Origin of the sequence: Streptomyces deccanensis (genome assembly GCF_022385335.1) — a bacterium.
Classification (GTDB): domain Bacteria; phylum Actinomycetota; class Actinomycetes; order Streptomycetales; family Streptomycetaceae; genus Streptomyces; species Streptomyces deccanensis.
The window spans coordinates 4,791,668-4,812,126 of record NZ_CP092431.1 but is presented as its reverse complement, the minus strand read 5'-3'; the positions used below and the strand labels follow the sequence as shown (position 1 = coordinate 4,812,126).

The 20,459-nt window shown below is 70.9% G+C and carries 24 protein-coding genes; 8 read left to right on the top strand and 16 right to left on the bottom strand.

What is annotated here, in order from left to right; translation table 11 throughout:
* Positions 1 to 5: 5 nt before the first annotated feature.
* Positions 6 to 1,004, bottom strand: coding sequence for an inorganic phosphate transporter (locus tag L3078_RS21465; RefSeq protein ID WP_239755625.1), 999 nt, complete (start codon positions 1,002 to 1,004; stop codon positions 6 to 8).
* 7 nt (positions 1,005 to 1,011) lie between these two features.
* The gene (locus L3078_RS21460; protein ID WP_045555910.1) at positions 1,012 to 1,632 is read right to left on the bottom strand and encodes a DUF47 domain-containing protein; all 621 of its coding nucleotides are present in this window, start codon (positions 1,630 to 1,632) and stop codon (positions 1,012 to 1,014) included.
* A gap of 188 nt (positions 1,633 to 1,820) precedes the next feature.
* Here L3078_RS21460 and L3078_RS21455 point away from each other — a divergent pair, with 188 nt between their 5' ends.
* Entirely contained in the window at positions 1,821 to 2,198 is a 378-nt protein-coding gene (locus tag L3078_RS21455; protein ID WP_239755624.1) for a metal-sensitive transcriptional regulator, read from the top strand.
* A gap of 91 nt (positions 2,199 to 2,289) precedes the next feature.
* On the opposite strand, the gene L3078_RS21450 is transcribed toward L3078_RS21455, so the two are convergent.
* Positions 2,290 to 2,487 carry a hypothetical protein gene (locus L3078_RS21450; protein ID WP_239755623.1) on the bottom strand — a complete coding sequence of 66 codons (198 nt, stop codon included), beginning with the start codon at positions 2,485 to 2,487 and terminating at the stop codon, positions 2,290 to 2,292.
* A 106-nt stretch (positions 2,488 to 2,593) separates the two neighbouring features.
* Positions 2,594 to 3,427, bottom strand: a complete 834-nt coding sequence (locus L3078_RS21445) for an SCO4651 family lipoprotein (protein WP_239755622.1) — start codon at positions 3,425 to 3,427, stop codon at positions 2,594 to 2,596.
* Between the two features lie 277 nt (positions 3,428 to 3,704).
* Here L3078_RS21445 and L3078_RS21440 point away from each other — a divergent pair, with 277 nt between their 5' ends.
* Positions 3,705 to 3,875: a hypothetical protein gene (locus L3078_RS21440; RefSeq protein ID WP_239760760.1), complete on the top strand. Its 171-nt coding sequence runs from the start codon at positions 3,705 to 3,707 to the stop codon at positions 3,873 to 3,875.
* Positions 3,876 to 3,917: 42 nt separating this feature from the next.
* On the opposite strand, the gene L3078_RS21435 is transcribed toward L3078_RS21440, so the two are convergent.
* The 8 genes from L3078_RS21435 to mshD all read right to left on the bottom strand — a co-directional run bounded on the left by L3078_RS21435 (position 3,918) and on the right by mshD (position 12,580).
* The gene (locus L3078_RS21435) at positions 3,918 to 4,340 is read right to left on the bottom strand and encodes an NUDIX hydrolase (protein ID WP_239755620.1); all 423 of its coding nucleotides are present in this window, start codon (positions 4,338 to 4,340) and stop codon (positions 3,918 to 3,920) included.
* Complete coding sequence (locus L3078_RS21430) at positions 4,337 to 5,476, bottom strand: CHAD domain-containing protein (protein ID WP_239755617.1); 1,140 nt, start codon at positions 5,474 to 5,476, stop codon at positions 4,337 to 4,339. Before L3078_RS21430 ends, L3078_RS21435 begins: the two co-directional genes overlap by 4 nt.
* Positions 5,457 to 7,691 (bottom strand): RNA degradosome polyphosphate kinase, encoded by a 2,235-nt coding sequence (locus L3078_RS21425; protein ID WP_239760405.1) that lies wholly within the window; start codon positions 7,689 to 7,691, stop codon positions 5,457 to 5,459. The genes L3078_RS21430 and L3078_RS21425 overlap by 20 nt, the downstream gene beginning before the upstream one ends.
* A 454-nt stretch (positions 7,692 to 8,145) precedes the next feature.
* Complete coding sequence (locus tag L3078_RS21420) at positions 8,146 to 9,126, bottom strand: ABC transporter permease (protein ID WP_239755616.1); 981 nt, start codon at positions 9,124 to 9,126, stop codon at positions 8,146 to 8,148.
* Positions 9,123 to 10,166 carry an ABC transporter permease gene (locus L3078_RS21415; protein ID WP_239755615.1) on the bottom strand — a complete coding sequence of 348 codons (1,044 nt, stop codon included), beginning with the start codon at positions 10,164 to 10,166 and terminating at the stop codon, positions 9,123 to 9,125. The genes L3078_RS21420 and L3078_RS21415 overlap by 4 nt, the downstream gene beginning before the upstream one ends.
* A complete protein-coding gene (locus L3078_RS21410; RefSeq protein ID WP_239755614.1) occupies positions 10,163 to 11,125 on the bottom strand; it encodes an ABC transporter ATP-binding protein in 963 nt (320 codons plus the stop codon). Before L3078_RS21410 ends, L3078_RS21415 begins: the two co-directional genes overlap by 4 nt.
* Positions 11,122 to 11,526: a GntR family transcriptional regulator gene (locus L3078_RS21405; protein WP_239760404.1), complete on the bottom strand. Its 405-nt coding sequence runs from the start codon at positions 11,524 to 11,526 to the stop codon at positions 11,122 to 11,124. The genes L3078_RS21410 and L3078_RS21405 overlap by 4 nt, the downstream gene beginning before the upstream one ends.
* A 112-nt stretch (positions 11,527 to 11,638) precedes the next feature.
* Positions 11,639 to 12,580 carry a mycothiol synthase gene (gene mshD, locus L3078_RS21400; protein WP_239755612.1) on the bottom strand — a complete coding sequence of 314 codons (942 nt, stop codon included), beginning with the start codon at positions 12,578 to 12,580 and terminating at the stop codon, positions 11,639 to 11,641.
* 295 nt (positions 12,581 to 12,875) lie between these two features.
* Here mshD and L3078_RS21395 point away from each other — a divergent pair, with 295 nt between their 5' ends.
* The gene (locus L3078_RS21395) at positions 12,876 to 14,687 is read left to right on the top strand and encodes a bifunctional metallophosphatase/5'-nucleotidase (RefSeq protein ID WP_239755611.1); all 1,812 of its coding nucleotides are present in this window, start codon (positions 12,876 to 12,878) and stop codon (positions 14,685 to 14,687) included.
* Positions 14,688 to 14,767: 80 nt separating this feature from the next.
* On the opposite strand, the gene L3078_RS21390 is transcribed toward L3078_RS21395, so the two are convergent.
* Positions 14,768 to 15,505, bottom strand: coding sequence for a TioE family transcriptional regulator (locus L3078_RS21390; protein ID WP_239755610.1), 738 nt, complete (start codon positions 15,503 to 15,505; stop codon positions 14,768 to 14,770).
* A gap of 123 nt (positions 15,506 to 15,628) precedes the next feature.
* Between L3078_RS21390 and L3078_RS21385 the strand changes: the two genes are divergently transcribed.
* Positions 15,629 to 16,588, top strand: a complete 960-nt coding sequence (locus L3078_RS21385; protein ID WP_275593160.1) for an erythromycin esterase family protein — start codon at positions 15,629 to 15,631, stop codon at positions 16,586 to 16,588.
* Here L3078_RS21385 and L3078_RS21380 read toward each other — a convergent pair.
* Both L3078_RS21380 and L3078_RS21375 read right to left on the bottom strand, forming a co-directional pair.
* Positions 16,585 to 16,866 carry a hypothetical protein gene (locus L3078_RS21380; RefSeq protein ID WP_239755609.1) on the bottom strand — a complete coding sequence of 94 codons (282 nt, stop codon included), beginning with the start codon at positions 16,864 to 16,866 and terminating at the stop codon, positions 16,585 to 16,587. The genes L3078_RS21385 and L3078_RS21380 overlap by 4 nt on opposite strands.
* Entirely contained in the window at positions 16,863 to 17,093 is a 231-nt protein-coding gene (locus L3078_RS21375) for a hypothetical protein (RefSeq protein WP_239755608.1), read from the bottom strand. Before L3078_RS21375 ends, L3078_RS21380 begins: the two co-directional genes overlap by 4 nt.
* Before the next feature lie 149 nt (positions 17,094 to 17,242).
* On the opposite strand from L3078_RS21375, the gene L3078_RS21370 reads away from it, so the two are divergent.
* The 4 genes from L3078_RS21370 (at position 17,243) to L3078_RS21355 (ending at position 19,014) form a co-directional block, all read left to right on the top strand.
* Positions 17,243 to 18,082: a helix-turn-helix domain-containing protein gene (locus L3078_RS21370; protein WP_239755606.1), complete on the top strand. Its 840-nt coding sequence runs from the start codon at positions 17,243 to 17,245 to the stop codon at positions 18,080 to 18,082.
* Positions 18,066 to 18,266 (top strand): DUF397 domain-containing protein, encoded by a 201-nt coding sequence (locus tag L3078_RS21365; RefSeq protein ID WP_239755605.1) that lies wholly within the window; start codon positions 18,066 to 18,068, stop codon positions 18,264 to 18,266. Before L3078_RS21370 ends, L3078_RS21365 begins: the two co-directional genes overlap by 17 nt.
* A gap of 65 nt (positions 18,267 to 18,331) precedes the next feature.
* Positions 18,332 to 18,619: a hypothetical protein gene (locus tag L3078_RS21360; protein ID WP_239755603.1), complete on the top strand. Its 288-nt coding sequence runs from the start codon at positions 18,332 to 18,334 to the stop codon at positions 18,617 to 18,619.
* Positions 18,616 to 19,014, top strand: a complete 399-nt coding sequence (locus tag L3078_RS21355) for a PIN domain-containing protein (RefSeq protein ID WP_060884175.1) — start codon at positions 18,616 to 18,618, stop codon at positions 19,012 to 19,014. Before L3078_RS21360 ends, L3078_RS21355 begins: the two co-directional genes overlap by 4 nt.
* Before the next feature lie 22 nt (positions 19,015 to 19,036).
* Here L3078_RS21355 and L3078_RS21350 read toward each other — a convergent pair whose 3' ends face one another.
* A complete protein-coding gene (locus tag L3078_RS21350; RefSeq protein WP_420864179.1) occupies positions 19,037 to 20,443 on the bottom strand; it encodes a sensor histidine kinase in 1,407 nt (468 codons plus the stop codon).
* Positions 20,444 to 20,459: the final 16 nt, after the last annotated feature.

Here is a 20,459-nt window from a genome sequence, read left to right as displayed (position 1 = left end):
TGCGGTCAGAGAACCGCCAGGTTCACGATCCAGAAGCTCGTCGCGGCGACCAGGGCCGCGGCCGGCATCGTGATGAACCAGCCGAGGATGATGTTCTTCGCGACGCCCCAGCGGACGGCGTTGATGCGCTTGGTGGCGCCGACGCCCATGATCGCCGAGGTGATGATGTGGGTCGTGGAGATGGGGGCCTTGAAGATGAAGGCCGTGATGAACATGATCGACGCGCCGGTGGTCTCGGCCGCGAAGCCCTGCGGCGGGTCGAGTTCGATGATCTTCCGGCCCAGGGTGCGCATGATGCGCCAGCCGCCCGCGTAGGTGCCGAGGGAGAGCATCACCGCGCAGGCGATCTTCACCCAGATCGGGATCGGGTCGCCGTAGTCCTCGACGTCCGCGATGACCAGGGCCATGACGACGATGCCCATCGTCTTCTGGGCGTCCTGGAGACCGTGGCCGAGCGCCATGCCGGCCGCCGAGACGGTCTGCGCGATCCGGAAACCGCGCTTCGCCTTGTGCGGGTTGGCGCGGCGGAAGATCCACATGATGCCCGCCATCACCAGATAGCCGACGACCAGGCCGACCACCGGGGAGATGAACATCGGGATGACGACCTTCTCCAGCACGCCGGACCAGTAGACCGTCGTACCGCCGGCGAGGGCCGCGCCGACCATGCCGCCGAAGAGGGCGTGGGAGGAGGACGACGGCAGGCCGAAGTACCAGGTGATGAGGTTCCAGGTGATCGCGCCGACCAGGGCCGCGAAGAGGATGCCCATCCCCTTGGAGCCCTCGGGCGTGGAGATCAGGCCCTCGCTGACCGTCTTGGCGACGCCGCTGCCGAGGAACGCGCCGACGAGGTTCATCACCGCGGCCATGGCGAGGGCCGCGCGCGGCGTCAGCGCGCGGGTCGACACCGAGGTCGCGATGGCGTTCGCGGAGTCGTGGAAGCCGTTGGTGTACGTGAAGAAGAGCGCGACGCCGATGGTCACGACCAGAGCGAAGGTGTCCATGAAGGGTTCAGGACTCCTTGACGGCGATCGTCTCCACCGTGTTGGCGACGTGCTCGAAGGCGTCCGCCGCCTCCTCCAGCACATCCACGATCTGCTTGAGCTTGAGGACCTCGATGGCCTCGTACTTGCCGTTGAAGAGCATGGCCAGCAGCTTGCGGTGGATCTGGTCGGCCTGGTTCTCCAGGCGGTTGACCTCGATCCAGTACTCGGTGAGGTTGTCCATGGTGCGGAGGTTGGGCATCGCCTCGGCCGTCAGTTCGGCCGCGCGCGCCAGGACCTCGATCTGCTGCTCCACGCCCTTGGGCAGTTCCTCGACGTTGTAGAGGACGACCAGGTCGACGGCCTCCTCCATGAAGTCCATGATGTCGTCGAGGGAGGACGCGAGGTTGTAGATGTCCTCGCGGTCGAAGGGCGTGATGAACGAGGAGTTCAGCTGGTGGAAGATCGCGTGTGTGGCGTCGTCACCGGCGTGTTCCGCTGCCCGCATCCGCTCCGCGATCTCGGCCCGGGCGGACGCGTCCGCCCCGAGCAGTTCCATCAGGAGCTTCGAGCCCGTGACGATGTTGTCCGCGGAGGCGGCGAACATGTCGTAGAAGCTCGTCTCCCTGGGGGTCAGACGAAAGCGCACGTGGGGTCCTCGGTATGCATGGGTTTCGGTCAGGCTGATGCTAGGCGCATCATCCGGCCACGGCTAATGGGCCGTCCCCCAGTGTCGCCCATCAGGAAGACGGGTCGGCATGGGGGCTGCCCGCAGGGCGTATACCCGCCAAAGTTCGATACGATATACCCGGTAGGGGTATATGTCTGGAGGCTGCGATGACGACCACAGGGGCCGGAGCCGAGGTGCCCTCCGCGGTGGACGGTGTGGAGCCGGGTGCGGAGCCGGTGGTGGTGACCGACCACGACCGTGGAATCCACGGGTACCACAAGGAGAAGGCCGAACACCTGAAGCGCCTGAGGCGCATCGAGGGGCAGATCCGTGGGCTCCAGCGGATGGTCGACGAGGATGTCTACTGCATCGACATACTCACCCAGGTCTCCGCGTCGACCAAGGCGCTGCAGTCCTTCGCGCTGCAGTTGCTGGAGGAACATCTGCGGCACTGCGTCGCCGACGCCGCGCTGAAGGGCGGCGCCGAGATCGACGCGAAGGTGGAGGAGGCCACGAAGGCGATCGGCCGGCTGCTGCGGACCTGAGGGGCCGAGGGCGGCCGGGGGCCCGTCCAGGGGGTCGCTTTTCGGCCACCGGGTACGGGCTCCCCGCGCGGGCTCCCGCCGCGGGTGCCCGCTAACAGGGCGGTCGGCGGGGCGGGTCGTTCTCGTGGGAGCGTTCTTCCCACACGCGGAGGACCTCGTCGATGCGGTCGGGGCTGAGGCGGTCGCCGTCGGTGGTGGAGGCCGCGATGATGAGGTCGCCGCAGAGCTCGATCTCGGCGAGGGCCACGTGGTCCTGAACCGCCGTACCGCCTGCCGGAGCCACGCGCATCACCTCTTCTCTGCCGTCACCGACTACTAGGGTAGGCAGCGGCCCACAGCCCGCGCATGGCACCAACGGACCATTTCCGGCCCAGCGCCGTCCGCCGCACCCGGGGCTACTCCTCCGCGATCTTCCCGGCGTAGATGTCCTCGGGCCGCGGCAGGCGTACGGCGACGGGGACGCCGAAGTCGAACAGCAGGGTCGTCGAGGCGACCGCGACGCTGCCCTGGCCACCGCCGTTGACGAAGCTGAAGCGGTGGCGGACCTTGCGGATGCGGCCCTCGTCGTCGAGGTAGGCGTCGAAGGGGACGCGGGCCGTGGCGAAGCCCCGGGCGGCGGCGCGCAGCGGGGCCCTGTTGCCCTCGGAGGCGGCGCGGGAGGCGGTCGTGAGGTCGGCGGTGCCGCGGTAGTGGCGGACCCGGACGCCGTCCACCTTGGTCTCCCCGACGAGTTGCGCCGTGCGCGCCCCGCGCAACACCTCGGCCGCCGCGAACGGGTCGGTGGCGCCGCCGGTGACCAGATTGCCGTCGGAGAGGGTGCCCGTGTCGACGCGGACCCATTTGTCGGCGGGGACGCCCGCGCCCCGGTTCTTCATGAACAGGGCGCCGGGGGCGAGGAGTTCGGTGATCGGGCGGTGCTCGCTGCGGCCGGCGGGGTCGTGCGGCAGCAGCACCTTGAGCCGGCCGAGCTGTCTGCCGTAGTCGTAGACGCCCTCGCCGTAAATGGTCACCCGGGTGCCGCCGGTGGCCATCTCCATCTCCGTACGGGCCTTGGAGCTGCCCGCGCGGACCAGGGCGGGGGCGGCGCGGTGCATGAGGTCGACCGGGTCGGAGGGGAGGGGGTCGTCGGTGACGCCGCGGAGGGCGCAGCCGGTGACGCCGGTCGCGCCGGCGATGAGTCCCGCCGCGACGAGTGCCGCGCCCGTCCTGCTGTGCCGCGCCGTCACCATCGCCTGCCGATCCCCTGCCGGGTTTGCCGGGTTCCTGTGGTCGTTTCGGATAACGACGGTTGGGGGAGGTCGTCACGCCGGGCGCGTGAGGGGTGGGGGAGGGGCGCCTGAGGGGGTGGGGGTGGCTGGTTCGTCGGCGGGCGCTGGTGCGTTGCGGTTGCTCGCGCAGTTCCCCGCGCCCCTTGACGGGCTTCGCCCGGTCAAGGGGCCGGGTTCTGTGCGGCCTTGAAAGAGTCTGTGGGGCGTGGGCTTGTTTGCCTTGGGTAACGTTGTGGGTGTGGTGCACCAGGACGAGCCGGAACCGCCGCAGCAGCAGCACCGTACGACCACCGTCGATCAGGGCCGCTTCTGTGTGGCTCGCTGTACCTGCGGCTGGCGGGGGCCGGCCCGGCGGGCGCGGAGTCTGGCGCGGACGGACGCGGAGGGGCACGCGCTGACCGGGGTGTAGCGGTGCGTGGCGGGGTGTGCGGCGGTGCTCGGGGCGGGAGCTCTACGCGTGGCGGAGGGTCGCCAGGAACTCGTCGACCAGTTCCCGGTCGCGGGGCTGGGTGAGCCGGTCACGGGCGGCGGTCGGCTCCAGCCAGAGGATCCGGTCCACCTCGGCGCTGGGTGCGAAGTCGCCGTCGGTCGCCTCGGCCGCCCAGTAACTCACCGTCTTGGCACGGCCGTTGACGAAGTAGCGGGCCTCGGACAGCCGGGGCCCCGGCGCGCACCGGTGGCCGGTCTCCTCCTCGACCTCCCGCAGCGCGCCCGAGAGGGCGTCCTCGGCGCGCTTCAACTTGCCCTTCGGGTGCGACCAGTCGTCGTACTTGGGCCGGTGGACCAGGCAGATCTCCAGCTCCCCGCCCTCCGGGGAGCGGCGCCACAGGACGCAGCCGGCCGCTCGGACGACGCCGTCGGTGTTCTCGGTCACGGTGTCCTCACCGCCTCCTTCTGCCAGCACTGCTGGAACGCGAACCGGGATGCCTCCACCTCGTGGCGCTGGTCGGCGTGGAGGACACCGAGGGCGTAGGCCGTGGCCGGGGCGATGCGCGGGGTGCGCGCGGCGGCCGCCGCCGCGGAGGCCGCCTCGCTGGCGTCACGGTGACGGTTGAGGGCCTCGCCCGCTGAGAGGAGGCGTACGTCGACGGGGACGGCCTCGGGGTGCAGGACCTCCAGGGCGTAGCGGTGGAGGCGGAGCAGCAGCCGTACCTGGTGCCAGGGGGCGTCCTGGGGGTGGGGCGCGGTGTCCGGGGAGAGGCCGTGGATGAGGGCCTCGGCGTTGTAGGGGTGGCCCGCCGTGTGCAGGGGGAGGCCGGTGACCGCGTCGCGGAGGCGGTCGTGGGCGGCGGCGGCGAGGGGGCCCAGGTCCATGGCGGCGGCGGTGGGGGTGAGGGGGACCTCGCTGGCGAGGACGGCGACGCTGTCGGCGACGGCGTGGAAGCGGGAGGAGCCGAGGGCTTGGAGGGCCGCCGAGTGGGCCCGGGTGCGGGCGAGGGTGAGCTGCCGGTCCAGCAGGGCGCCGGCTTTCGCGGCGCCGACCGTGAGGTTGCCCCGGTCCGGGGCGGCCGGGGGACGGGAACCCGGGCCGGTGGTGCCGGCTGCCGCCGCGCCCGCGCGTGCCGCCCCGGTGGCACGCGCGCCCGGTGCCGCGCCGATCGGAGCGGCACCGGTGTCGGGGCGGGCCGGCACCGATGCCTGCGTCGGGAGGTTCGTCGCCCCCGACAGCCGGTTCAGGGCGCCGACCAGGCGGTCCAGGCGGGCAGCGTAGGCGTGTTCGCGGCCCAACGTGCCCGAGAGCCACGCCAGTTCGGGACGGAGGGACTCCGACCAGTCGGCGTCCAGCAGGGGGCGGAAGGTGTGCAGCGTGCCGCTGATGCGGCGGGCCGAGCGGCGCAGGGCGAGCGCCGCGTCGGTGGACTCCTCGTTTCCGTTCGCCGTGCCCCCACCGGTCTCCCGGTGGGTGCGCAGCGCGCGGAGGAACTCCGTGGCCCGCTCCCGCAGATAGCCTGCGACGGCATCCGCGGGAGCGGCCGTGGGGTTCGTGGGGTCAAGGTGTCGCTGTGCCACGCCGGCGCCTCCGGGCGTCAATGAGCATCTCCTGGACGTTGCGCAGGGGCTGGCCGTCGGCGTCGGTGGAGTGCCGGATCCACTCGCCGTCGGGACCGAGGTGCCAGGAGGAGGTCGTGTCGGACATACCGGTCTCCAGCAGGCGGTTGAGTGCCGCCCGGTGGGCCGGGTCGGTGACCCGGAGCAGGGCCTCGATCCGGCGGTCGAGGTTGCGGTGCATCATGTCGGCGCTGCCGATCCACACCTCCGGCTCGCCGCCGTTGCCGAAGCCGAAGATCCGGGAGTGTTCGAGGAAGCGGCCGAGGACCGAGCGGACCCGGATGTTCTCCGACAGGCCCGGGACGCCGGGCCGTATGGCGCAGATGCCGCGCACCCACACGTCGACCGGCACACCGGCCTGCGAGGCCCGGTACAGGGCGTCGATGAGCGCCTCGTCCACGATGGAGTTGACCTTGATGCGGACGTGCGCGGGACGTCCGGCACGGTGGTGCTGGACCTCCTTGTTGACGCGGGCGATCAGCCCGTCGCGCAGGGACTTGGGCGCGACGAGGAGACGGCGGTAGGTCTCGCGCCGGGAGTAGCCGGAGAGCCGGTTGAAGAGGTCGGAGAGGTCAGCGCCGACCTGCGGGTCCGACGTGAGCACGCCCAGGTCCTCGTAGAGCCGTGCCGTCTTCGGGTGGTAGTTGCCCGTGCCGACGTGGCTGTAGCGCCGGAGCGTGTCGCCCTCCTGACGGACCACCAGGGACAGCTTGCAGTGGGTCTTCAGACCGACCAGGCCGTAGACGACGTGGCAGCCGGCCTCCTCCAGCTTGCGTGCCCACTTGATGTTGGCGTGCTCGTCGAAGCGCGCCTTGATCTCGACCAGGACGAGGACCTGCTTGCCGGCCTCGGCCGCGTCGATGAGCGCGTTGACTATGGGGGAGTCGCCGGACGTCCGGTACAGGGTCTGCTTGATCGCGAGGACGTCCGGGTCCTCGGCCGCCTGCTCCAGGAACGCCTGCACCGACGTCGAGAACGAGTCGTAGGGGTGGTGCAGCAGCACGTCCCGGCTGCGCAGGGCGGCGAAGATGTCCGGCGCGGACGCCGACTCGACCTCGGCGAGGTCGCGGTGGACGCCGGCGACGAACTTGCGGTACTTCAGCTCGGGCCGGTCCAGGGAGGCGATGCGGAAGAGGCCGGTGAGGTCCAGGGGCCCGGTCAGCGGGTAGACCTCGGACTCCTTGATCTTCAGCTCGCGCACCAGCAGGTCCAGGACCTCCTGGTTGATGCTCTCCTCGACCTCCAGGCGCACCGGCGGCCCGAAGCGGCGCCGCATGAGCTCCTTCTCCAGGGCCTGGAGGAGGTTCTCGGCGTCGTCCTCCTCGACCTCCAGGTCCTCGTTGCGGGTGACCCGGAAGGCGTGGTGCTCCAGCACCTCCATGCCCGGGAACAGCTCCTCCAGGTGGGCGCCGATCACGTCCTCCAGCGGGACGAACCGGCCCGGGGAGGCCTCCAGGAAGCGGGAGAGCAGCGGCGGGACCTTGACGCGGGCGAAGTGCGAGGTGCCGGTCACCGGGTTCTGGACGCGGACGGCCAAATTCAGCGAGAGACCCGAGATGTACGGGAAGGGGTGCGCCGGGTCGACGGCCAGCGGCGTGAGGACGGGGAAGATCTGGTGGCGGAAGAGCGTGAAGAGGCGGGCCTGCTCCTTCTCCTCCAGTTCGCTCCAGCGGACCAGGTGCACGCCCTCCTCGGCCAGCGCCGGGGCGACGTCCTCGTGGAAGCAGGCGGCGTGCCGGGCCATCAGCTCGCGGGAGCGGGCCCAGATCATCTCCAGCACCTCGCGGGGCTGCAGGCCGGAGGCGGACTTGGTGGCGACGCCGGTGGCGATGCGGCGCTTCAGACCGGCCACCCGGACCATGAAGAACTCGTCGAGGTTGCTGGCGAAGATCGCCAGGAAGTTCGCCCGTTCGAGCAGGGGGGTGCTCGGGTCCTCGGCCAGTTCGAGGACGCGTTCGTTGAAGGCGAGCCAGCTGCGCTCCCGGTCGAGGAAGCGGCCCTGGGGCAGCCTCTCGCCGCCCTGCTCGTCCTCGTCGTACGCGTCGAGGTCGGCGTCGATGTCGGGTTCCAGGTCGGACACCACGGCGGACACCGTGTGCGGGCGGTGGCCGGTTATGGAGCCGATGGACGGCTGCGCGTGCTGGACCTGGGCTGCCTGGGCGTTGGACTGGCTCATGGAACCATTGTTCCGCGCCGCGAGCATCACAGGCGCGTCGGACAGGGCCGGAGGGAGGGCGGGGACGCGCGAGGAGGCGTTCGCCGCGGTGTTCTCGGCGATGTCCGCGTCGATGCGGGCCACGACGTCGACGACATCGGGGGTGGGGTGCGGGGCGACGGGCGCGGGCGTGCGGGGGTCGTCCCCCGTGCTGTTCCCGTTGCTTGGGCCGCTGCGTGGGGGAGGCGAGGGCTCGGGCACGACGGGGTTCATTGCGGAAGCGTCGCAAGGTCGTCTGAATCGCCGGTTACGGAGACCTTACGTGCGGGATAGCGGGGGGAGGACCGCCGGTTCCGTGGAGGCGTGCGCGGCACCCCGGCGTACGCCTTCTCGCGATCACGCGCCGTTCACCTGCCGTACGCCGTCGGCACGCCCCTCCCCCCGTAGGAGGGGCGTGCCCGCAGAGGGCCGTCCGTCAGCGGACGCGACGGCGCAGGAGCCAGAAGGCGGCGGCGCCGGCCAGGACCCCGACGGCGAGGATGATGCCGGTCGCCACGAGGTGCAGGGGCCAGAAGTGGGACGCCGGGTGCACCTCGGCGTACAGATCGGTGAAGCCCTTCCCGCTCATGCACGTGGTGTAGTCGATGTCGGCATCGGCGTCGAAGCAGCTCAGGTCGTCGACGCGGGCACCGGAGCGGGTGACGGCGCCCAGCTCCAGCTGGTCCGCCGTCATCGGCAGCCTGCTGGCGGCGGTGCCGCGGAGCGTCGTGGAGGGCCACAGCTCGTCGAACCGCACGTCGAACCAGAGGTGGAACGCGACCATGAAGCCGAGGGCCACGGTGAGCGCGGCCAGCGCGCGCCTGAGGACGATGCCGGCCAGGGCGCCGACGGCCAACGCGCACAGGGCGTACGCCAGGACCGCAGGGCCGCGGTTCAGGAAGGGGTCGGTGTAGTACCACTCGTCGCCGCGCAGGTCCCGGTCCGTGGACCAGGCCCAGCGGTAGACCGGCACCAGCACGGCCATGCCGACGGTCAGCGCGGCGGCGGGCACCGCGAGCTTGACGGTGAGCCACCGGACCGGGGTGACGGACTGGGTCCAGGCCAGCTGGGCCGTGCCCCGTTCCAGCTCACGGCCGGTCAGTGCGGCCCCCGCCCAGGCGGCCACGCCGTAGGAGGAGTAGGCGATCAAGGTGCCGATCGTGCTCATGGCCGAGGCGTAGTCGAAGGCGGATCCGAGGTCGATGCACCCGTTCTCCAGCTTCCGGCAGGCGGCCCGTTCCGCGCGTATCTCCGCGCCCGTGACGTACCGCAGCCAGAGCATCCACCCGACCATGAGCAGCACGTACGCGCTCCACACCAGCAGTGCCGGGCGGTGCACGCGCCAGACGGTCCAGATCAGGCCGCGGCGGGCGGCGGTGCCGGCCGGGGGCGTGGTGGTGAGGGTCTCGGTGCTCATACGGTCCCTCCCGTACGGCGGCGCAGCAGCCGGAACGCGGCCCAGATCAGCAGGGCGGTGGCGGTGAGGGCGATGGCCGTCCCGACGAGGTGGAGGGGCCAGAAGTGGGCGGAGGGGTGGAAGTCGGCGTAGAAGGAGGCGACGGTGCAGGAGTCGTCTTCCGCGCAGGCCCCGATCGAGACGCGTTCCCCGGTCGCGGTGACGATGCCGTGGTCGACCAGCTCGCCCGTCCAGCCGTACTCTTCGGTCTTGGAGACGATGGTCTCGGTGGGCCACAGCAGATGACGGTTCCACTGGAGCGCGCCCGCCAGGACGCCGGTGCCCGCCAGGCCGACGGCGAGCGCGGGGAGCGCGCGGCGCAGCAGCAGGCCGGCGAGGACACCGACCGCGAGGCCCAGCAGGGCGTACGCCGTGGCGACGGTGCCGTGACCGGCGAAGGTGGCGGACTCGAACCAGTCCCGGGTCCCCAGCGCGTGCCGCAGCCGCTCCTCGCGCCACCACACCAGGCGGTTCAGCAGGGTCAGCAGGACCGTCCCGGAGACGATCACGGCGGCCGGGACCGCGAGTGTCGTGGCGAGCCAGCGGGCCGGGGTGACGGACTGGGTCCAGGCCAGCTTCGCCGTACCGCTCTCCAGCTCGCGGCCGATCAGGGAGCCGCCCGCCCACGCGCCGATCAGGAGCGGGGCGAGGGTGAGGACCCTGGAGCCCAGGGAGACGGCCGTGTCGTAGCGCGTGTAGGCCGCGCCGAGCGTGCAGTAGTCGGCCTCCGCGCAGCCGCTCTTCACGTACGCAGCCCAGGCCGCGTCGTAGCCCGGTCCGGCGGCCCACAGCAGTCCGGCGGCGACGAGGACCACCAGCAGGCCCCAGAACCACAGGGCGGACCGGTGCACGCTGAGCGTCGCCCGGATCAGCCCACGGGTCGGGGACGGAGACGGTGACGGTGACGGGGACCAGGTGGCGGGGGACGGGGCGCCGGAGCGGGCGGTGCCCAGGGGCTCGGTGGCCTCGGTGGTCGTGGTCTTCGTGGACGTGGTGCTCATACGGCCGCTCCCCGGGTCCCGGCCCCGTTGGTGTCGCCCGAGCGGGCCGTGTGATCGGCGTCGGCTTCGGCGTTTGCTGAGGCTTCGGCTTCGGCTTCGATCGTGAGGGCCGGGGCCTCGGGTGACCGGAGATGGGCGAGGACCAGCTCCTCCAGGGTCGGCTCGGTGGTCTGCCGGTCGGCGCCGACGGGGCCCTGCGGGCGGATCAGCGCGGTGAGCTGACGTCCCGTCGTGCGGGACTCGACCACCGTGTGCGGGGCGAGGTCGCCCACCGGGCCGGTGACCAGGGTGTGCGCGGCGAGGATCTCCTCCAGCGGGCCCGCGAGCCGGACGCGCCCGCCGCCCAGCAGGAACAAGTGGTCGCAGGAGCCCTCCAGTTCGGCCACCACGTGCGAGGACATGACAATCGTGGTGCCGTGCTCGGCGGAGTCCGCCAGCAGGGTGCCCATCAGCTGGTGCCGCGCGAGCGGGTCGAGGTCGGCCATCGGCTCGTCCAGGAGCAGCAGTTCGGGCCGCTTGCCGAGGGCGAGGGCGAGCGCGACCCGGGTGCGCTGACCGCCGGAGAGGGAACGGATTTTCGCGTTCCGGTTCAGGCCGCCCTCGTCCACCACCCGCTCCGCGACGGCCTGGTCCCAGCGCCCGGTGTTGAGCTCGCGGCCCAGCCGCAGGGTCTCGGCCACGGTCAGCTGGGGATACAGAGGCTTGTCCTGGGCGACGTAGGCGAGGCGCTCACGGGCCGCCGCCGGGGTCGTGCCCAGCACGCTGATCGTGCCCTCGGTGGGGGTGAGCAGACCGGCCGCCAGGGCCAGGAGCGTCGACTTGCCCGCGCCGTTCGGTCCGACGAGCGCGCACACCCGCCCCGCCGGCAGCCGCAGCGTGCACTCCCGCAACGCCCAGCCCCCGGCCCGCCACCCGAACTTCCTGCCGAGCGCGGCCGCCTCCATCGCGGTCCCCGTCATGCCTCGTCCCCCTGATCTCGCTTGTCCGTCGTGAAGTGTTCGTCCAGTACGGCCGTGAAGAGGGCCTCCACGTCGTCCCGTTCGAGTCCGGTCTCCCGGGCCCGTACGGCCCAGCCGTCCAACTCGGCCCGCAGCGCGGAGTCGACGGGCGCGGTGCCCAGTGACTTCCGTACGAACGTGCCGAGGCCGCGTCGGGCCTCGACCAGGCCTTCGCGCTCCAGCTCGCGGTAGGCCTTCAGCACCGTGTTCGGGTTGATCGCGGTGGCCTCCACGACCTCGCGGGCCGTGGGGAGCCGGTCGCCGGGTTCCAGGAGCCCCATCCGGAGGGCCTGTTTGGTCTGCTGGACGATCTGGACGTAGGTGGCGACACCGCTGCGCCGGTCGATGCGGTACTCGACCACTCGAACAACCACCCTTTCACTAATTGAGTAGTAAAAGGGTGGTGCAAGAGAGGGGGCGGTGTCAACAACACCGCCCCCCGCCTGTGGAGAACTCCGCGTCCGCGCGGCCGTGTCAGGTCTCGCTGCGGTACATCAGATCCGTCTCGTACGTCACGAAGCCGAGCCGTTCGTAGACGGTCACCGCCGCCTTGTTGTCCGCGTCGACGTAGAGCATCGCGGTGGGCAGCCCCTGGGCGGCGAGGTGGCGCAGGCCGATCGTGGTGAGGGCCTTGCCGAGGCCGCCGCCCTGTGCGCCGGGGCGTACGCCGACGACGTAGACCTCGCCGAGCTGCTCGGCGGCGTGCGCCTTCGTCCAGTGGAAGCCGACCAGTTCCTCTCCCCTGAAGGCCAGGAAGAAGCCCGCCGGGTCGAACCAGGGCTCGGCCTTGCGGTCGTCGAGGTCGCGCTGGGTGAGGGAGCCCTGCTCGGGGTGGTGGGCGAACGCCTCCGCGTTCGCGGCGAGCCAGGCCGCGTCGTCGTCGCCGGGGACGAAGGAGCGGACGGTGACACCCTCGGGGAGCACCGGCTCCGGCGGGTCGAAATCGGCCAGGGAGCGGCGCATCTGGCGGAGTTCGCGGAACAGGGTGAGGCCGAGGACCTGGGCGAGGTGGCGGGCGGCGGAGTGGCCGCCGTGCGCCCAGACCCGCAGCCGTTTGCCGGACTCGGCGAGCAGGGCGGAGCCCAGGGCGCGGCCGTGGCCGTGGCCCCGGTGGGAGGGGTGGACGACCAGTTCGGCGGCCGGGGCCTCGACGGGGTCGTTGTCCTCCAGCTGGGCGTAGCCGACCAGGGTGTCGCCGACGGTGAGCAGGAGGTGGGCCACGCCTTCGCGGGGGCCGCCGCGGAGTTGGAGGCGGCCCTGCTCGGACACCGCCTGCTGGCCGTCGACCGCGGCGGCCTCGTCGAGGAGGGCGAGGACGGCGGCCTTCTGGTCGGGGGTGAGTTCCAGGCGGGTTTCGATACTGCGGGCGGCTGCGCCGGCCGCTGCGCTCGGCCGGGCGGTGTCGTCGCTGGTCATGGGTTCGAGGTTAACCGGGGGGTGCGGTGGGGGAGCGCCTATGAACTCGGTTGGTTCCCCGGTCTGGCGGCTGCGGCTTGAATGTGGCTGATCGCGCCCCGCGGCGGAGCCGCAGATGTCACAGCCCCGCGCCCCTGCAAATGTCCCCCTTTGCCATCAGTCCTCCTTGATGGCAATCAGGTCGTAACCATGAACCCCCTGTCGCGCTACGCGCGTTGACTCTACGCTTCGGGCCGACGGGGCCGTTCTCACGTTTCCCTTACTTCTCTTACCTCTCATGGACCCAGGGGGGCACATGTCAGCCACACCCCAAGCGCAGCGCGGTAGAAGCCGTCGCAACCGGATCCTCGCCGCCGCTGCCGGGCTGGCGACCGTCGGGGCGCTGGCCGCCGCGCTCCCGGCGAGCGCCGGTGAGTCGAAGACGGAGCCCGGCAAGGACAAGCCGGGCCGGTACCAGGACGTGCAGCTGCTGTCGTTCAACGACCTGCACGGCAACCTGGAGCCGCCGGCCGGTTCCTCGGGCCGGGTCACGCACGTCCACGAGGACGGTCACACCGAGACGATCAACGCCGGTGGTGTCGAGTACCTGGCCACGCACCTGCGCGAGGCCCGCCGCGCCGACGACTACACGATCACCGCCGCCGCCGGCGACATGGTCGGTGCCTCCCCGCTGATCTCGGGCCTGTTCCACGATGAGCCCACCATCGAGGCGCTGAACGGGCTCGACCTCGACGTCACCAGCGTCGGCAACCACGAGTTCGACGAGGGCGCGAAGGAACTGGCCCGCCTGCAGAAGGGCGGCTGCCACCCGACCGACGGCTGCTACGTCAAGGGCAAGAAGTTCAAGGGCGCCGACTTCCCCTACCTCGCGGCGAACGTCATCGACAACAAGACCAAGAAGCCGCTCCTGAAGCCCTACTGGGTGTGGAAGAAGAACGGCGTCAAGGTCGGCTTCATCGGTGTGACGCTGGAGGACACCCCGGGCGTCGTCTCCGCCGAGGGCGTCAAGGGCCTCACGTTCAAGGACGAGGTCAAGACGATCAACAAGTACGCCAAGGAGCTGGAGCGCCAGGGCGTCAAGTCGGTCGTCGCGCTGATCCACGAGGGCGGTCTCCCCGCCTCGCAGTCGTACAACTACGACTGCGACTCGCCCGGCGCCGGTGACGGCATCTCCGGCCCGATCGTCGACATCGCCAAGAACCTCACGCCGAAGGTCGACGCCGTCGTCACCGGTCACACGCACGCCGCGTACGCCTGCACGATCAACGACCCGGCGGGCAAGCCGCGCATGGTCACCTCGGCCGCGTCCTTCGGCCGCCTCTACACCGACACGACGCTGACGTACGACCGCCGGACCGGCGACATCGCGCGTACGGCCGTGGACTCCGCCAACCACGTCGTCACCCGTGACGTCGAGAAGGCCGCCGACATGACGGCCCTCATCAGCCGGTGGAACACCCTCGCCGCGCCCATCGGCAACCGCGCCATCGGCTACATATCGGCGGACGTGCCCAACGCCGGCACCGAGTCCCCCATGGGTGACCTGATCGCCGACGCGCAGTACTGGTACGGCAAGGCGCTCGACCCCGAGGTCGACCTCGCGCTGATGAACCCGGGTGGTGTGCGCGCGCCGCTCACCTACGCGGCCAAGGGCACCGAGGGCGACGGCGTCGTCACCTACGCCGAGGGCTTCACCGTCCAGCCGTTCTCCAACACGGTCAACCTGCAGAACTTCACGGGCGCGCAGCTCATCCAGATCCTCAAGGAGCAGGTGAGCGGGACGAATACCGCCGCGCCCAAGGTGCTGCTGCCGTCGTCCGGTCTGACGTACACGCTCGACCTGACGAAGACCGGCGCGGACCGCGTCGTCGCCGACACCGTCAAGCTCAACGGCGCGGCCATCAACCCGACGGCCACGTACCGTGTCGCGACCAACAGCTTCCTCGCGGGTGGCGGCGACGGCTTCCCGACCCTGGGCCAGGGCACGAACGACCTGGTCGGCGCGGACGACCTGGCGGCGCTGGAGCAGTACCTGCTCGCCAACTCCTCGGCCACGAACCCGATCGCGCCGCCGGCGGCCAACCGGATCACGATCATCAACAACTAGTCGGACCTGATCGCTGAGGGTTCAGTGCATGGCTGGTCCAGCGGTTCCCCGCGCCCTTCCAGGTGCGGGGAACCGCTTTTTCATGTCCCGCTGTGCGCGGCCCAGGTGCTCAGATACCGGCTGAGGTGGGCGGACGCGTCCAGCATGGCGCGGCCTCGTACGGTCAGGCGGCGCCGCCAGTCGTCCAGCGCGGCGGAGAGGGCGTCGGTGCCGCCGGCCGTGCGGATCTGCCGGACCACGGTGGAGATGTGATCCAGGGGATAGTCCCCACGGCGCAGGAGGTGGGCGAGGTCCGCGTCGCGGACGTCGGCCGGGCGGTAGAGGCGGTACCCGGTGAGGGGGTCCCGCGCGGGGGTGAGGATGCCGGCGTCCTCCCAGTTGCGCAGGGTCGCCGGGGTGACGTCGAGCCGGTGGGCGAGTTCGCCGACGGTGAGGGGGGCGGGGCGGGTGCGGAGATCAGCGCTTGCTGTGGCCATGGGCTCCGCGCCCTCCGAAGCGGCCGTCAGGTGGTCCACCGCGTCGCGTACCGCGTCCAGGGTCTCCCGGTCGCGGAGCAACTGGGCGTGTCCCTGGTCGACGATCGTCAGGGCGTCGTCGAGGGCGTCCTCGTGCACGGCCCGCATGATCCGCCCGGCGGCGGAGTGGCCGTACGCCGGGACGAGGGCGAGGAACGCGCGCAGCGCCGCCGCGTGCGTCTCGGTATAGACCCGGTAGCCGCTGCGCGTCCGCTCGGCGGCAGGGAGGAACCCGTCGCGCTCGTAGTTGCGGACGGCCTGGGTCGACAGGCCGTGCTCACGGGCGAGGTCGGAAGGACGCATGCTGATCACTGCTTTGAGGCTTTACGTGACGAGGAGCGAGCGACCGACTGCTCCTGGCGTGCTGTAGACCTCAAGGGTGCCTCCCAAGTATCAACCGCACTTTCAAGGATACGATTGAGGCTCATGAGTCAGGACATTCGAGACCTCGTGACCCCGTCGTGCGACCTTCTGGCCCTCGGTGAGCCGACCCATCTGGACCCCGCCTTCGGGCACGCACGTAACGAACTCTTCGCCCAGCTCGTCGAGGAGCGGGGCTTCCGGTCGATCGCGCTGGAGACCGACCGCATCCCCGCGCTCGCCCTGGACGACCACGTGCGGGACGGCATGGGCGACTTCGACGAGGCGATGCGGGAGGGCATCGCGTTCGGCCGGGGCGACCTGGCCCCCAACAGGGAGCTGATCACCTGGATGCGGGAGTACAACCGGACGCGCCCGCCGGAGGAACGCCTCGCCTTCCACGGCTTCGACGCCGAGATGGAGAACCTGAGCGCGCCCAGCCCGCGCCGCTACCTCGAAGCGGCCCGCGCCTACCTGGCCCGCGACGAGGGCCTGGCCTCGCCCCTCGCCCTCGCCGCCGACCCCGCCGTCGACCTCGCGAGCCTCGTCGGCGACGACGAACGGTGGAGCCGTACGGAGGCGGTGCTGGACGCGGCGTGTTCGATCGGCGCCACACCGGAGGCCGAGGCGCTGCGCTGCCTCGCCGACGACATGCTCACCGAGTTCCACGCCCGCGCGCCACGGTTGATCGCGGCGACCTCACGCGCCGCGTGGCACCGGGCGAAGGCCCACCTCATGGCGGCGATCGGCCTCCTGCGCTACCACCGTCAACTGGCGCGCCCCGCCGAGGAGCACGTCCGGATCTCCCGCATGCTCGCCACGCGGGACGCGCTGATGGTCGAGAACCTGCTCGACATCCGCGCGATCGAGGCCGACCGGGGGCCGACCCTGGTCTTCGGCCACAACCTCCACCTCCAGCACGGCCCCAGCCACATGCGCATGCGCGACCTGGACCTCGACTGGTACGGCGCGGGCGCGATCCTGGGTCCGCTGGTGGGGGAACGGTACGTCTTCGTCGCCAACTAGGTGTCGATGCGCTGCCCTCTGCTGACGGCCACGCGCAACACGTCCTCCAAGGACTCCACGGCCCGCGTCAGCGCGAACCGCACGGCGCGCTCCCCGGCCGCCGCGTCGCCGAGTACGGCCTTGCTGCCGGCCAACACCTCCTCGGCCGAACCGAGTTGGGAGGCCTCGACGCTGTCGGCCAGCAAAGAGAGAGCCCCGGGGTGCGCGGTGTCCGGGTCGAGGTAGCAGGGCTTGCCGTCCGTGTTGGTCCACGGCAGCAGACGCAGACCGTCCATCATGCGGGGACCTCCACGCTGTGCATTCCACTCGTGTACAGCTCCTCGGGGCTGAGCACGTAGGGCCGTACGAGGTTGTCGTAGGACTCGAAGGGCCAGATGTCGTCGAGGGCCCTGGGCGGGGGTGGGGGAGGGGCGGGTTCCTGCGCTTCCTCCGCCTCGGGCGCCACCGGGCCGGGCGCGGCCCAGCGGAGCAGTGCCTCACAGAGCCGCACGACGAGTGCGCGCATGCCGGTGCCTCAACTTTCGTCTCAGGGTTTTTTCAGGGTCGTCCTGACGGGCGGTGATTACCGTTCGTGTCCTGATCGTCACGGGTGCGCCGTACGTTGGGGAAGGGGGCTGCCGTTGTCTGGCGCCCCAGACAACGGCGAGGGGTGACATGGGCGAACTGGTTGACGCGGAGGGCGAGTCGGGGCGTGCTGTGCTCGGCCGGACGCTTCGGTTTCTGCGCGAGAAGGCGGGTAAGTCGCTGGGGCAACTGGCCGACGAGACGGGGTACGACAAGAGCTACTTGAGCCGTCTGGAGTCGGGTGAACGACTGTCGAAGGTGACGGTCATGGAGGACTTGGATGCGTACTACGAGGCCGGTGACCTGCTGGTGAGCCATTGGCGGGCGGCACGGCTCGACGCGTTCAAGGACCAGTACAAGCGGTTCATGGAGCTGGAGGCGACGGCCCGCATCATGCGGGTGTTCACGCCGGCGGTGCCAGGCCTTCTGCAAACGGAGGATTTCTGCCGTGAGGTGTTGTCTGGGGCCCAGACAACGGCTGACGGCGACGTCTGGGTCGAGGAGCAGGTCGCGGCCCGGCTGGGGCGCCAGTACCTGCTGAGGCGGAAGCCGGAGCCCAGCGTCCGCATCGTGATCGACGAGATCGCGCTTCGGCGCACAGCGGCCACCCCCGAGACCTGGCGCGACCAACTGGTTCACTTGGAGACCGCCGCGACGCGGCCCAACATCGTGCTCCAGGTGCTGCCGATCTCCGCAGGTGTTCATCACCACATGACCGGGTCGCTGACGCTGCTCTGGCAGGAAGATGGAAGCGCCGTCGCCTACAAAGAAGGCAACGGTTGCAGCCAGTTGGACGAGGATCCGAACGAGGTTCTGCGGCGCCGACTGTCCTACGATCGGCTCCGCGATATGGCACTGTCACCGACCGACTCGCTCGCGTTCATCAGGGCCGTACTGAAGGAGCAGACCCACCATGACGCACACCCCTGATCTCGGCACCGCTGTCTGGCGCAAGTCGAGCTACAGCGAAGGGGGCGCCAACGACTGCCTCGAAGTCACCGACGACCTCCCCGGCATAATCCCCGTCCGGGACAGCAAGGTCCCGGACAGCCGCCCGCTCCTGTTCTCCGCCGGGGCGTGGTCCGTGTTCGTCAAGGGCGTCGTCGGCGGCTGAGCACCTTCGGGTGAGTGCAGCCCGGTATCGGGACGCCTGTGCCGTGGCATGGCTATGGTGAAGCCATGGCTGAGACCACCACCATCCAGGTGTCCAAGCAGGCCCGCGACCATCTCGCCCAGGTCGCCAAGGAACGCGGCATGACCCTGGGCCAGCTCATCGAGCAGCTGGCCTCGGAACAGCCGACGGCGGAGCAGATCGCGGAGCGGGTCGCGGCCGATCGTCAGGTCGTGCGTGAGGTGATCGGCCTCGACATCAGCGACGAGGAGTTCGACCGGGCTCCCGACGTGCTGGGCAACATCCAGAGGATCGCCGCCGAGAAGGCCCGCACGGCACGAGGACAGGCCGCGTGATCATCCTGGACACGGGGGCCACCCGCGCGCTCGCCGAGGGCCACAAGACCCTGAACCTCCTCGCCGGGAACATGGCACGAACCCCGGGCGATCTCCTGCGAATCCCGGCCCTCTGCCTCATGCAGGCGGAGTCGGAGGACGCGGACGCGGGACGGCGGGTGCTCGCGTTCTCCTCGGTAGTCGTCGATGACCTGGGTACAGCGGCCTCGATCACCGTTGGCGGCATGATCCGCGACGGTTACGGCGGGCCGGACACCTGCCACGCCCTCTACTGCGCGCTGCCGCGCCCGGAGTTCACAGGTATGTCGATCCTGCTCACGGACCGCGAACAGAACTATCCCCCCGGCGTGATCACGGTCGACATCGACTCCCCCGGCATGCTCGGCTTCCACTGACCCCGAGCGCCCCGGCCCCCGCTCACGCACTCTCCGGAGGCGGAACCGCCGCCCCCGGCAGCCGTACCGTCGCCAGGGTGCCGCCGCCGTCCGCTCGGGACAGGGTGACTTCGCCGCCCGCCTGCTGCACCGTGCGGGCCACGATCGACAGGCCCAGGCCCGAGCCCGGGAGGGAGCGGGCCGACGGGGAGCGCCAGAAGCGGTCGAAGACGTGGGGGAGTTCGTCGGCGGGGATGCCGGGGCCGTGGTCGCGGACCGTGAGGACACCCGCGTCGAGGGAGACCTCGATCGTGCCGCCCTCGGGGCTGAACTTCACCGCGTTGTCGAGGATGTTGACGATGGCGCGCTCCAGCGCGGACGGCTCGGAGCGGACGTACCAGGGGTTCAGGTCCGCCGTGATCGTCAGCTCGGGACCGCGCAGGCGGGCCCGGCGCAGGGCCGCCTCCACCGTCTCCTGGAAGTCGACGACCTGGAGGTGCCGGCCGCCCTGGTGGCCCGCGTCCGAACGCGACAGCTCCTGCAAGTCGCCTATCAGCGATGCCAGTTCGGTCATCTGGGCCTTCACCGAGGCGAGCAGGGCCTTGCGGTCCTCCGCCGGGATCGGGCGGCCCGTCTCCTCGCTGCGGGTGAGGAGTTCGATGTTGGTGCGGAGGGAGGTCAGGGGCGTACGGAGCTCGTGGCCCGCGTCCGCGATCAGCTGTTGTTGCAGGTCGCGGGAGCTCGCCAGCGCGCTCGTCATCGTGTTGAAGGAGCGGGAGAGACGGGCGACCTCGTCCTCGCTCTCCTCCTCCACGGGGATGCGGATGCTGAGGTCTTCGGTGCGCGCCACATGCTCGACCGCCTCGGTCAGCTTGTCGACGGGGCGCAGGCCCGCACGGGCCACGGCGAGTCCGGCCGCGCCGGCGCCGACGACTCCGATGCCGGAGACGACGAGGAGCAGCAGCGCCAACTCGTTGAGCGTGGACTGGGTGCCCTTGAGGGGGATGGCGACGACGTAGGCGGCGTCCGGTGCCACGTACTGCTCGCCGCCCACCTCGACGACGAGCGCCGTGGTCAGGGCCCGGACCGAGTTGCCCTCGCTGTCGGTGCCGTTGCGGATCGTCCCGGACTTGGGATCGGGGTTCGCGGCCATCTCCTTGTCGCTGTCGGCGACGTTCACCACGCCCGTGGAGTTGGGGAAGACGCACGTCGTGCCGTCCGTCCGCACCACCTGGGAGTAGCCCTTGTTCCTCGGCCCCCAGTACGACTGCGACGGCGCCTCGGGGCAGGGGGTGAGGACGTTGTCCTCCACCATCTCCTTGGGCAGCGCTCGGCTGACCATGGCCCTCAGGTCGTTGTCGACCTCCCCGTACAGCTTCCCCTGAACGATGAACCAGCACGTCACCGACACCGCCGCCACCGCGAACGCCACCGCCGCCGCGACCAGCATCGACAAGCGGGCCCTG